General features: G+C 70.9%; 14 protein-coding genes. 8 read left to right on the top strand and 6 right to left on the bottom strand.

The features are described 5' to 3' along the window. Nucleotides 1-108: 108 nt before the first annotated feature. Nucleotides 109-615, top strand: a complete 507-nt coding sequence (locus tag MQV74_RS06195) for a hypothetical protein (protein WP_242715016.1) — start codon at nt 109-111, stop codon at nt 613-615. Nucleotides 616-757: 142 nt separating this feature from the next. On the opposite strand, the gene MQV74_RS06190 is transcribed toward MQV74_RS06195, so the two are convergent. Beyond that, a complete protein-coding gene (locus MQV74_RS06190) occupies nt 758-1,204 on the bottom strand; it encodes an STAS domain-containing protein (protein WP_308402245.1) in 447 nt (148 codons plus the stop codon). Nucleotides 1,205-1,519: 315 nt separating this feature from the next. Beyond that, on the bottom strand, nt 1,520-1,804 hold the full coding sequence (locus MQV74_RS06185) for a hypothetical protein (protein WP_242715015.1): 285 nt from the start codon (nt 1,802-1,804) through the stop codon (nt 1,520-1,522). Nucleotides 1,805-2,170: 366 nt separating this feature from the next. Here MQV74_RS06185 and MQV74_RS06180 point away from each other — a divergent pair, with 366 nt between their 5' ends. Continuing rightward, nucleotides 2,171-3,043 carry a universal stress protein gene (locus MQV74_RS06180; protein WP_242715014.1) on the top strand — a complete coding sequence of 291 codons (873 nt, stop codon included), beginning with the start codon at nt 2,171-2,173 and terminating at the stop codon, nt 3,041-3,043. A gap of 35 nt (nt 3,044-3,078) precedes the next feature. On the opposite strand, the gene MQV74_RS06175 is transcribed toward MQV74_RS06180, so the two are convergent. Continuing rightward, nucleotides 3,079-4,107, bottom strand: coding sequence for an Acg family FMN-binding oxidoreductase (locus MQV74_RS06175; RefSeq protein WP_242715013.1), 1,029 nt, complete (start codon nt 4,105-4,107; stop codon nt 3,079-3,081). Between the two features lie 386 nt (nt 4,108-4,493). Between MQV74_RS06175 and MQV74_RS06170 the strand changes: the two genes are divergently transcribed. The 4 genes from MQV74_RS06170 (at nt 4,494) to MQV74_RS06155 (ending at nt 6,357) form a co-directional block, all read left to right on the top strand. After that, a complete protein-coding gene (locus tag MQV74_RS06170; RefSeq protein WP_242715012.1) occupies nt 4,494-4,679 on the top strand; it encodes a hypothetical protein in 186 nt (61 codons plus the stop codon). Between the two features lie 95 nt (nt 4,680-4,774). Next, nucleotides 4,775-5,239: an OsmC family protein gene (locus MQV74_RS06165; RefSeq protein WP_242715011.1), complete on the top strand. Its 465-nt coding sequence runs from the start codon at nt 4,775-4,777 to the stop codon at nt 5,237-5,239. Between the two features lie 131 nt (nt 5,240-5,370). Next, the gene (locus tag MQV74_RS06160; RefSeq protein WP_242715010.1) at nt 5,371-5,706 is read left to right on the top strand and encodes a hypothetical protein; all 336 of its coding nucleotides are present in this window, start codon (nt 5,371-5,373) and stop codon (nt 5,704-5,706) included. Between the two features lie 132 nt (nt 5,707-5,838). Next, nucleotides 5,839-6,357, top strand: a complete 519-nt coding sequence (locus MQV74_RS06155) for a universal stress protein (RefSeq protein WP_242715009.1) — start codon at nt 5,839-5,841, stop codon at nt 6,355-6,357. A gap of 99 nt (nt 6,358-6,456) precedes the next feature. On the opposite strand, the gene MQV74_RS06150 is transcribed toward MQV74_RS06155, so the two are convergent. Next, entirely contained in the window at nt 6,457-6,654 is a 198-nt protein-coding gene (locus MQV74_RS06150) for a hypothetical protein (RefSeq protein WP_242715008.1), read from the bottom strand. Nucleotides 6,655-7,046: 392 nt separating this feature from the next. Between MQV74_RS06150 and pflB the strand changes: the two genes are divergently transcribed. After that, nucleotides 7,047-9,308, top strand: a complete 2,262-nt coding sequence (gene pflB, locus MQV74_RS06145) for a formate C-acetyltransferase (RefSeq protein ID WP_242715007.1) — start codon at nt 7,047-7,049, stop codon at nt 9,306-9,308. After that, a complete protein-coding gene (gene pflA / locus MQV74_RS06140; RefSeq protein WP_242715006.1) occupies nt 9,305-10,051 on the top strand; it encodes a pyruvate formate-lyase-activating protein in 747 nt (248 codons plus the stop codon). The genes pflB and pflA overlap by 4 nt, the downstream gene beginning before the upstream one ends. A 34-nt stretch (nt 10,052-10,085) precedes the next feature. Here pflA and MQV74_RS06135 read toward each other — a convergent pair whose 3' ends face one another. Both MQV74_RS06135 and MQV74_RS06130 read right to left on the bottom strand, forming a co-directional pair. After that, nucleotides 10,086-10,637 (bottom strand): 2'-5' RNA ligase family protein, encoded by a 552-nt coding sequence (locus MQV74_RS06135; RefSeq protein WP_242715005.1) that lies wholly within the window; start codon nt 10,635-10,637, stop codon nt 10,086-10,088. 13 nt (nt 10,638-10,650) lie between these two features. After that, nucleotides 10,651-11,745, bottom strand: a complete 1,095-nt coding sequence (locus MQV74_RS06130; RefSeq protein ID WP_242715004.1) for a hypothetical protein — start codon at nt 11,743-11,745, stop codon at nt 10,651-10,653. Between the last annotated feature and the right edge of the window lie 144 nt (nt 11,746-11,889).

Genomic DNA, 11,889 nt, shown 5'->3' with positions numbered 1-11,889 from the left:
CGACCCTCAGGACGGGCCGATCGGTCCGCACCGCGAGTGGCTCCGGCGCGCTGTAGTAGGAGGTGAGGAACGCATCTGTTCCTCCTCGGAAGGGAGGGGGAGAACGCCATGGCCAAGTCCCGCACTCGCCGTCGCGTCATGCTCAGGGAGGCGCTGCTGGCCACCGGAGTCCTCGTGGCCGTGACCGCGACGAGCGGCGCGGCGCACACGGAGTCCCCCGGCCGCACCGGCGCCGGGCCGGTCGTTCCCAGTCGGAGCGGCACACCGGCGTCCACCGTCGACCGGGTCGCCGATTTCTACGGTTCGTACATCGACGTGCTGTACGACACCGGCAAGGGACGGCTGGCCCATGCCTTGCGCGGCCACTACCTGACCACCGGGCTGCGGCACGGCCTGGCCCGCTGGGAGTCCGCACACCACGAGGACGGTGTGCTGCGCGCCAAGAGCGTCCCGACCGCCTGGAGGGTCGACTACAACGACAGCGGCATGGGGCACTGCTGGAGCCGGGTGACCCTCACCTGGAAGGACTCCAAAAACCACGTCCACCACACCCGCCTGATGGTCCAGTCCGACCTGGACACCAGGCTGATCTCCAGCATCAAGGCTGACGCGTGACTGCCGAGCTGTGAGTCCGAGATGGCGTCCGGGGCTGCGCCGGGCCTCCCGGCGCGGCCCCGGACCGGGCCTTGCGCCGGAGCTGACCGAACTGCCTGGCGCGGCGGACGACCAAGTGTGCCGCGCGGCCCCACCGTTTTCGTCATGACGGTACGTGTGCCCCACTCCGCGTGCGGTCCAGTCGGCCGTCCGCCCAGGTGAACCCCTTCTTCGTGCGCCGCTGAGCAGGGAGGGCAGCGGCGAGGGCGGCTCCCACCGTGGGGTAGGGGTTGAAGACGTCGCAGATCTGGACGAGGCGCAGGAGAGCCAGTGTGCGCGGATGCGGGCAGACCAGCAGGAGCTGCCCGCGCTTCCCCACGACACGCGCCCTGGCGCGGCAGAGCAGGCGCAGACCGGAGCAGTCGATGAAGGTGGTCGGGGTCAGGTCGATGACGACCAGGCTCGCGCGGGGGCCGGTGGCGCGGTCCAGACGGGGAGCGATTTCCAGGGCGGCGGCGATGTCGATCTCGCCGTGGAACTCCAGGACCGTGCTTTCTTGGGTGCGGTACGTGCGCAGGTGGGGGATGGGAGGCGGGATTCGGGGCGTCACGATGCTTCACCTCGGTACGTGTCGGCCTGTCCCTGAGTGGTGCAGGCGAAGCAGCTGCTGAGGGGAGTCGCCGGGGGCTTGGGCGACAGGGGCTCGCGGTGTGCGCTGGGCCTGGTGGCAGCGTCATGTACGCGGCGCACCAGGCAACAAGAGGAGGGCCCCGAGGGCCTCTCAGGGGCCCGCCACTCTCCCAAGGGTGGTTCCCATGATGTGCCCTTTTCAGCCACAGGGGCGCGCATCCGAGCCCGTCTCCAGCAGGCCACGTGGCTGGCGCGTCCGGAGTGCCGGGCCGGTGTGAGGCCGGTACACGCTCGATCACCGGCCGCTCGACGTCGACGACGGGTGCCTGCGGCGGTACCGCCGGTCCCAACGCTCCTTGCGCTTCCGGCGGTTGCTGTACTCGCGGTACGTCTGAGGGCCGACGCCCTTACCGCCTTCGTCGCTGCCGGTACCCCGGCTGTCCGGATCGGTTTTGATGGGTCCGCGGTCGCGTCCCCGGACCAGCAGGTAGACGAGCGCTGCGGCAAGCAGCCACAGGACGGGTGCCTTGAAGCCGAGGACGAGCAGGAACAGGAGCAGGACGATGATCAAGGTGGGCATGACTCTCCCTCCGCGCACGGGACGCGACGGCCGGGCGTACGACGTCGGACGGTGAGCGTTCCGTTCGGGCCAGGGCGTGTGGCGCCGGAGCGCCGGCCTCGGCCTGCGGTGTCGTACGGGGGCTCGCGCGGTCTCTGGTAGCAAGTCAACGCCCGCGTGAAGGGGCTGCCACAGGAGCTGAACGGCCCTGGGGAGGGACTTGTGGGGCACTCCTCAGGTGTCGGCCGGTGTCTGCGGCAACGAGGGGCCTGTCGGCCTCTTCCCAGGGCCGGTGCGGCTCTGTCTCGCTGGATTGTGGCGCCCCGCCCGTGCCGGGGGGCGTGCGGTGTGAGTCCGAACCACCGGATGACGAAGGGGCTGAGGGCTGTGGAGCGAGAACTGATCGTCGGCGCGGACGGCTCGGAGGAGAGCCTGTCGGCCGTCGACTGGGCGGTGGACGAGGCCGTACGGCGCGGGGCGCCGCTGCGGATCGTGTACGCCTCGGCCTGGGAGCGGTACGAAGGGCACAAGCCGTCCTTCGGCACCCACCGCGGCGCGGCGCGCACGTACACCGAGCACATCCCCGCTCAGGCGGTTACGCGGGCGCACACCCGCGCGCCTGCCCTGAAGGTCACGAGCGACGTGCGCGTCGAGGATCCGGTGACCGCGCTCGTCCAGGAGGCCGCGGGGGCGGCGGCCGTGGTCGTCGGCTGCCGTGGCAGGGGTGAACTGGCCGGGCTCCTGCTGGGGTCCGTGAGCCTTTCGACGGCCGCGCACGCCGCGGCGCCCGTGATCGTGGTCCGAGGAGGCCGGCAGAACCGTGCGGGCGGATTCCAGCGGGTTGTCGTCGGGATCGACGAGGGGGACAAGGCCGAGGCTGCCGTCGCCTTCGCCCTGCGGGCCGCCGAACTGCGGGGTGGCGAACTGCGCGCGGTGCACGCCTGGCGGTGCCCCGCCCATGAAGCCCCGGAGCCGCCGCGCGCGGCGGAGCCGACGGACTTCCACCAGGTGCGTGCCGAGACGCGGCTGGAAGAGGTGCTGCGGGCCGTCGTCGCACTGGGGCACACCGCCGTGCGGGTGCGGCGGGACGCCGTGGAAGGCCTGGCGCGAGCGGCGTTGCTCGACGCGTCCACGACCGCTGATCTGCTCGTGGTCGGTGCTCGCCGCCGGAAAGGGCATGTCGGCATGCAACTGGGTCCGGTCAATCACGCGGTGCTGCACCACTCCGCGTGCCCGGTCGCGGTGGTACCGCACGACTGACTCCGACGGCGGAACCGGCGCCTGTGCCGATGGCCTCAGGCGGCGTGGCCGGTTCCGGCGGGGGCCAGGTCGTTGCGGGGCAGCACCTCGGAGAGGGCACGCCGGGGCGCCCGCACCTGCCAGTTGATCCGGCCGAGCCGCAGGACCAGCTGGGGGTGCTGCCCCGTGGGGGCCAGGGTGCGCACCAGGGCCCGGAGATCCGCGAACTCCAGGGGCTGGGTGTGGAATCCGGCGGCGAACCCGTGGCCCGCGGTGTACAGCAGCACGCGCTGCAGTGCCTGGCCCGCGCGCAGCCAGTCCTGACGGGTGTCGTGCGGCGTGCTGAGCACGATCACGAGCCCGGTGCGCGCGGGCCATGTCTCGCGCGGCCGGGCCGTGTCCCGTTGCCGGGTGAGGCCGGTGAAGTCGCGTCCGGCCAGGGCGACGCAGTCCGGGTGGAACGCGCGGGCCGCGGCGGGCACCCCGTCGCCACGGGCGTCTCCGTACGGACGAGCCCAGTCCAGCAACTCCGCGCGAAAGCCGGGGTTATGGCGCTCGCGCGCCTCGGCTTCGTGGACCAGCCGACTGAGACGCCTGCGCGTGGCCGTGTCCTCCAGAGCGTACAACTGGACGCCCTCGACCTGTGTGTGGCGCGTCAGGGCCTCGATCAACGACGGCGGCACGTCGGCTGAGGCAAAGGGTCCGCGGTGCGTGTGCCGATGTCGCAGCGCCTGGTGCATCGCTTCGACATCGTGTGTCACCCGGGCGAACGCTCCCCACTCCACGCGCGCCAGCAGCCCGGGCGTTGCCGGGTCGGGGAAGGGCCGGACCACCGGCCTGAAGCCCAGGTGCCGCATGGCGAGCCGAAGGTTGAACAGAGCCGCGCCACCACTGATCACCAACTGCCGTCCGTAGGGGTCGCAGAACGGCAGGCGCCGCCGGTGGTCGGCGTAGAGCAGCAACGCGTTGTCGGAGCACGCGAACAGCCAGGGCTGGGAGTTGTGCAGTGAGGGCGCCAGTATGGCAGCGCGCACCAGGTGGTGGGCCGCACGGACGTGCGGCGAAGGATTCCGCTCTGCGGTCATGACTGCCCCCAAACAGCCCACACCATCGAGGTCGGTGGCTTCAGCGTGGCGGGGGCACCAGGGATGGATGAGGGGCCGAATGTCCCCGGACGTGGCCCGGGCGGCCCGTCCGGTGGTGGAGGGCGGAGCGGGACGATGAACGGGGAAGCGGGGACGACTTGGGCACCGTTCCCCGGGACGGCTGGGGCGGTGGGCCTCGACGAGGCCCACTGCGGGGTTTCCCACGAAGGCTTGGCCAAGGCCCGTACCACACCCGGCTCGCGATGTTCCACACGCTGCCCGGGCGCCCCTGGACGGCGGACGGATGCCGCGGCATGGCTGTGGCGTCAGTGCGGCGGAGCCGCCGTCGCCACCGCGGAGGGCCGAGAGACAAGGGCGCGTGGGGGATGAGCGTCGTGACGGTGTGCCAGGTGATGACGCCGGACCCGGCCGCGGTGGTGGAGACGGCCACTGTCACGCTCCAGGGCTCGAGCAGCGAGCGCACGGCCTTGAGGGGGCCCATCGGCCACGGTGCGGCCCGCCCGGCCCATGGCGGTCTGGAACTCCCGCGCGCTGAACTGGAAGCAGGGTAGGGCCGAACGCGTTCGGCGCGCCCGGAAGGACCCCGGACACCGACCGGCCGACTGATCGGACGTCGCGGGGCGACGCGCGTGAAGGAGGCGCAGAGATGAACAGCCAGACCACCGCACCCGCAGTGGAGGAGTCGCACCCCACGCCACTGCTCCCGGCCCCGACACCACAGCACGTCGACGTCACCCACATCTCCGGACAGGCGTACGCGGTGTTCATCCGCGACCACGAGCTGACCGTCGATCAGCCCTTCACCGCGGGCGGGGACGACGACGGGCCCACCCCGGTCGAACTGTTCGTCTCCTCGCTCGCCACGTGCGTCGCCTACTACGCGGGTCAGTTCCTGCGGCGCCATCACCTGCCGCATGAGAACCTGCGCGTGCGGTGCGAGTTCGACATGGCCGACGACCGGCCCGCCCGCGTGGCAGCCGTCCGTCTGCGGCTCCTGCTGCCCGTACGTCTCACAGCGACCGAGCGCAGGGCACTGCGCGCTGTGGTCGACCACTGCACGGTCCACAACACCCTGCGTCAGCCACCCGACATCAGCGTCGCCGTGGACTGACCCGTCGCGGCCGAGCGACGCTGGAAACGGAGCGTCAGGTTGCCGCCAGCCGGGTTCCCCCCCGGGCCGGGCGCCTGATACCGCACCTACGAGAAACGCCGGATACCAGACAAGGAAAGGCGGAAGACCTCATGTACGAGTTCGGGATGCTGGCCCTTCTGGGGCTTGCTGTACTGGTCGTGGGGAACGTGGTGTACCGCTATCTGTCCGCGGCTCAGGAGTTCTGGGCCCTCGCGCTGACGGCCCTGGGGATCGGCGCCGCCTGGCTCGCCGACTTCAGCCTCTTCGCGGCCTGGGGGCTCGACGTACGCACCGAGGCGATCGGTACCACGCTCACCGGATTCCTCATCGCAGGAGCGGGCTACTTCTGGCACGAGGTACTCCGCTTCTTCGGCGGTCTCGCACGGAAGTTCACCGACGAGGCGAAGACCATCGAGAAGACCGAACAGCTGCGGCGCGTCGCCTGAGCCGTGGCGGTGGAACGGTCCGGGCGGGGGACCGGGGTGGAGTACCCCGGCCCCTCGCCGCAGTGTTCGGACGCAGGGTGGGTTCGTATACAGCCAGTTCGTACGCGGCATCAGGAGGGAGTGAGGGTGGCCATGGTGGAGGACGTGGCGAACAGGGGACTGGTCGTGGGCGTGGACGGCTCGGCCGCCGCGCTCGCCGCGCTGCGCTGGTCGGCGGCGAAGGCCCGCCTGCTGCATACGCGGGTGCTCGTCATTCACGCCTGGCTGCCCTCCAGCTCCCTGCGAGCACCCTACGCGCCGGCACGCGAGCGGCTCACACCCGAGCAGGAACGGGCACGGGCGGAGGCCACGCTGGAGGGCAACGTCGCCGAGCTGCTCCGTGCGGACCCTGATGTCGACGTGACGATGCTCCTGCACGAAGGTCCGGCCGCCCCGGTTCTGTTGAACCACGCCCGGGAGGCGCTGCTCCTCGCCCTCGGGCGCAAGCCCCGGACGGACGTCACCCAGCCCGCCCTCGGCGCGGTCGCCCGTGCCTGCATGCGGCTCGCGGCATGCCCCGTGGTGACCGTGCCGGAGCCGCCGCCGGACGCCGCGGAAGCGGAACTTCCGTGGGTGCGAGACGGCGTGGCTGCCGGCTTGGAACGGGCCTGACCGGCGGTGCGTCTCGTCGGGGCCCGGCGCCGCCGAACCTCTCGGCTCGCGCGCCCGCCCGAGGGCGGGGGAGGGACACGCTGAGCGCTCCGAAGATGTTCACGGACGAGCCGAGGTCTGGCCCGGCCTGCGCGGTCGCCGCACCCGCTGGGGCGACGGCACCTCATGCGAACGGCGCTGACGCTGACGCACCACCAGAGCGTCGAGGGCGGCACCCACGATCACCGTGACCACCGCCGATGTGACCACCAGTACGACGAAGAGCCTCCAGAAGTCCGGAGTCAAGGACGTACCCATGACGTGCCCCTCCGTTCGTCGCGAGCCCATGCTGCTGTCCGCTTCTATCGCACCCCTTGAGGGCTGACGGCACAGCGTGCCGGAAGGCTCCGGCACGGTACCGAACGGGCAGACCCGCCCGAGGCCGTCAGATCCTCGACGCCGTAGAGATCTCATGGCTCGACGAGGACGACGGGGGCGTGCCGCGGGGCGTCGCGGGCCGCTCGACCACGAGGGCACAGGCCGAGGACCGAGGAGCACCGGCCCATGCGGCTCAGCGGAATCAGGGCCGGTCGGCCCGCGAAGCGCGTCCCCACGGCCCTGTCGACGGCTTCCCCTGAAGACGAGCATCGACAACGGAGGCGTCCGCTGAGTCCTGCGGGCGGCCATGCGAGCTGACGCGGAGGCAAACGATGACGACAACGGCTCCGACGAGCGTGACGGCACCGGGCACCGCCTGGCGCGGCTTCACGGGCCTGCGGTGGCGCGAGCGCGTCGACGTGCGCGACTTCGTCCAGGCCAACTACACCCCGTACGAGGGCGACGCGGCCTTCCTGGCCGGCCCCACCGACCGCACCCGCGCGGTGTGGGAGAAGGTCAGCGCGCTGTTCCCCGAGGAGCGGCGCAAGGGAATCCTGGACGTTGACACCGCCACGCCCTCGACGATCACCTCGCACGCCCCCGGCTACATCGACCGCGACCGGGAGCTCGTCGTCGGTCTGCAGACGGACGCCCCGCTGAAGCGCGCGATCATGCCGAACGGCGGGCTGCGGATGGTCGAGAACGGCCTGCGGGCCTACGGCCGCGCACCCGACCCGTTCGTGACCAAGGTGTTCGGCACCTACCGCAAGACCCACAACGACGGCGTCTTCGACGCCTACACGCCCGCCATGCGAGCCGCCCGCAAGGCCGGAATCATCACCGGCCTGCCGGACGCCTACGGCCGTGGCCGGATCATCGGCGACTACCGGCGCGTGGCGCTGTACGGCACCGACCGGCTGATCGCCGCGAAGCACGCCGAGCGCGCCCTTCTGGACGCCCGTCCCTCCACGGAGCACGTCATCCGTGACCGCGAGGAACTAGCCGAACAAATCAGGGCGTTGGGAGAGCTGGCCCGCATGGCGGCGACCTACGGCTGCGACGTCACCCGCCCCGCCGCCACCGCGCACGAGGCGGTGCAATGGCTCTACCTCGGCTACCTCGCCGCCGTGAAGGAGCAGAACGGCGCCGCCATGTCCCTCGGCCGCACCTCGACATTCCTGGACGTCTTTCTCCAGCGGGACCTGGACGAGGGCGCCATCGACGAGCGCAGGGCACAGGAGCTCATCGACGACTTCGTGGTCAAGCTGCGGATCGTACGGTTCCTGCGCACGCCCGAGTACGACGCCCTGTTCTCCGGCGACCCGACCTGGGTGACGGAGTCCATCGGCGGCATCGGCGCGGACGGCCGGGCCCTGGTCACCCGCACCTCCTTCCGCTTCCTGCAGACCCTGTACAACCTGGGACCCGCGCCCGAGCCGAACCTCACCGTGCTGTGGTCACCCCGACTGCCCAGTGACTTCAAGGAGTTCTGCGCCCGCGTGTCCATCGACACCAGCGCCGTCCAGTACGAGTCCGACGAGCTGACGCGGCCGCGCACCGGGGACGACACCGCGATCGCCTGCTGCGTCTCGGCGATGACGGTGGGCCGGCAGATGCAGTTCTTCGGAGCGCGCGTCAACCTGGCCAAGGCCCTGCTGTACGCCATCAACGGCGGCCGCGACGAACTGACCGGCGAGCAGATCGCCCCCGAGGCGCCCGCGCTGCGCAGTGAATACCTGGAGTACGACAAACTGCGCGCGGCGTACGACCGCATGCTCGACTGGCTGGCGCAGACCTACGTCGACGCGCTCAACGTCATCCACTACATGCACGACAAGTACGCCTACGAGCGCATCGAGATGGCGCTCCACGACCACCCCGTGCACCGCTTCATGGCCTGTGGGATCGCCGGGCTCTCGGTGGCCGTCGACAGCCTCTCGGCCGTCAAGTACGCCCGGGTGAAGGTCATCCGGGACGCGACCGGACTCGCCGTCGACTACGCGACCGAGGGTGAGTACCCCGCCTACGGCAACAACGACGACCGCGCCGACGCGATCGCCATCGACCTCGTGGAGTCCTTCATGACGAAGGTGCGCAAGCACCCCACCTACCGCGGAGCCGAGCACACCCAGTCCGTCCTGACCATCACCTCCAACGTCGTCTACGGCAAGCACACCGGCAACACCCCCGACGGGCGCCGCGCCGGACAGCCCTTCGCGCCCGGCGCCAACCCGATGAACGGACGGGACCGGCACGGGGTGGTCGCATCGGCGCTGTCCGTGGCCAAACTCCCGTACGAGCAGGCGCGCGACGGCGTCTCCCTGACCACCACGATCACACCCGAGGGCCTGGGCCACCACCCGGACGACCGACCCGCCAACCTGGTCGGCATCCTCGACGCCTACATGCTCTCCGGCGGGTTCCACATGAACGTCAACGTCCTGAACCGGGCCGTGCTCGAGGACGCCATGGACCACCCCGAGAAGTACCCGGAGCTGACCATCCGCGTCTCCGGGTACGCCGTCAACTTCGTCCGCCTGACGCGCGAGCAGCAGCTCGACGTGATCAGCCGCACCTTCCACGGCGCGCTGTGAGCATCGCGACCACTCCGGTGACGGGGCGCGTCCACTCCTGGGACCTGTCGACGGGGGTGGACGGCCCCGGCACGCGGTTCGTGCTGTTCGTCAGCGGTTGCCCGCTGCGTTGCCTGTACTGCGCCAACCCCGACACGTGGCACATGCGCGACGGCCGACCGGTCACCGTCGACGAGACGATGGCGGAGATCGACAGATACCGGTCCGTCCTCACCACCGCGGGCGGAGGGGTCACCCTCACCGGCGGCGAGCCCCTGCTCCAGCCCGCCTTCACCGCCTCCGTCCTGCGCCGCTGCAAGGAGGCGGGGCTGCACACCGCCCTGGACACCTCAGGCTTCCTCGGCGCCCGCGCCGACGACTCCCTGCTCGCCGACACCGACCTCGTCCTCCTGGACATCAAGTCCTTCGACGCGGCGGTGTACCGCAAGCTGACCGGCGGCGAACTCGCCCCCACCCTCACCTTCGCCACCCGCCTGAACCGGCTCGGCGTCCCGATGTGGATCCGCTACGTCCTGGTCCCCGGCTGGACCGACGACACGGCCTGCGTCGACGGCCTGGGTGCCTTCCTGGCCGGTCTGGACAACGTGGACCGGGTGGACGTCCTGCCGTTCCACAAGCTGGGCGCTCACAAGTACGAGGCGCTGGGCATCCCCTTCCCGCTGCGCGACACGGCGGGGCCGGCCCCCGCAGTGGTCGAGCGGGTCCGCGCCCAGTTCCGGGCACACGGGCAGCGGGCCTACTGAGTGCGCGGTTCCCAACGGTGGGTCCGCTGGAGGGCTACACCGGTGGGTTTCCGCCGAGGAGCTGGGGAAAGGTGCCGTACGGGCCGAGAACCCCCAGGGCCGGGCGGGCGGAGAAGCCGTCGAGGAACAGCTGCGGCGGCAGCCGGACCGTCAGTGGCGAGGCAGTCCGCAGTACGGCGAGGGTGAGGTGGGGGTTGTAGTCGGCCCCGGACGGGGAGATCACCGTGCCGCCGAGGTCCGTGACCAGAGTGAGCATCCGGTGGTGCAGCGCCCTGAGGGGTTCGGTGGCCGCGACTTGGAGCCCTGCGTGAATACCGCCTTCGGGAACGTAGTAGTCCCCAACCGGTACAGGGCGGAACAGCAAGCCGGTGGGGATGACGCGAGCATCCGCGCCGAGCGTCGCGACGGCCTCCACCAAGCGGGCGTGTATCGGGCCGTGGGCGGTGAAGTGAAGCAGCGTGACATGGGGTGGCGCATGGCTGCCCAATCGCATCAAGGGGTCAGCCGCTGCGGTGAGGATGCCCGAGTACTCCTCGAGCTCGGCGGCGGTCTGCGCTGTCGGCAGCAGGATCAGTCCGTATCGCATGCGGCTCCCGGAGTCATGGCGTCGCGTCGGGCGGGCCGACCTCGACGACGTCGTAGCGGACGCGGTGGCGACGCATCAGGTCGTCGGTCCTTCGACCGAGGTGTTCGTTGACGATCCACGTGGCCAGGCTCACACCGGCCCCCACACTCATACCGGCGAGAGAGGTGCTGGCCAGGGTGCCGGCCGCGCCGCTCGCCGTGGTCACGAACGCTGTGACCGACAGTCCGGAACGTGAGGAGCGTGCCTGCGCCGTTTCCGCGGCGAGACGGTCGCCGATCGCTTGCAGGCCGTCGGATTCCCAGCCGTACCACCATGCGTCCAGTTCGTCTCCGACGGATTCGAGGAACGACATCCACCGCCGGGTGTCCATCGCGCCGAGGGACGCCTTGAAGCCGTGCGGGAACACGACTGTTCGGTCTTCCCTCGCGTGGCGCAGCGCGGCCCTGCGGCGGATTCCGCGCAGCCGGTCGGAACCTTCGGCGGAGAGCATGGCGCCTTCGACCGTGGCGATCTGGCGGTAGTAGCAGCGGTCGAAGGCGCGCGACAGGGTTCTCGCGTCCGCCGCGCAGTCCGGGTCGCCGAGCTCCGTCAAGGACGACAGTTCGTGGTTGACCAGGCTCCGGCGACGAACCCCGGTGCGCGTGTCCAGAGTCACGGACGAGTCGACTCGGTCCCGCGCCCGTCGGCCGGCCTCCGTGCGCAGCGGAATGCTGGCGAAGTCCTCCAGCTCGAAGCTCCCGCTGTCGTCGCCGTAGAAGGCCTCCGGGCGGGTCGCGAGGCGTCCCGACTGTTCCGCCGCCAGCCAGAAGCTCCACACCCGGCGCAGCCGTTCGCACTCGGACGGCGGAAGAACCCCGGTGTCACGGATGACTCCGACGACGCCGTCGACCGTGCCGTCGCGCGAGCAACGCCGAGTGATCTCGTCCGGATCCGCCTGAGCGAGCCTGGCCTGGAGCGCGAACCGCTGCACGTCGGTCGCGGCGACGGAAGAGAAGTGGAACCCCCTGCTCACCATGGCTTTGAGGCAGTCGGCGAGCCCGCTGCCGACCACGGTCACTTCGAAGGGAAGCCTGCTGCTCGTCCCGGTGAAGACACCGAACCTCTCCAACGCGGTGTCACTGGCGAGCCGGTGGAAGAGTGCGCCGTCCAGGAGCTGTGCGTGAGTCTGCAGACGGAACGGACTGCGGATCGCGTCCCATCTGAGCTACCCCAAGACGCTGGCTGGTACGTGTGACGACTGCCCGAGGACCAC

It is taken from the genome of Streptomyces sp. AN091965 (assembly GCF_022698285.1).
GTDB lineage: Bacteria > Actinomycetota > Actinomycetes > Streptomycetales > Streptomycetaceae > Streptomyces.
Note: the sequence above shows the minus strand (reverse complement) of the source record. Positions and strands in the feature narration are given on the sequence as shown.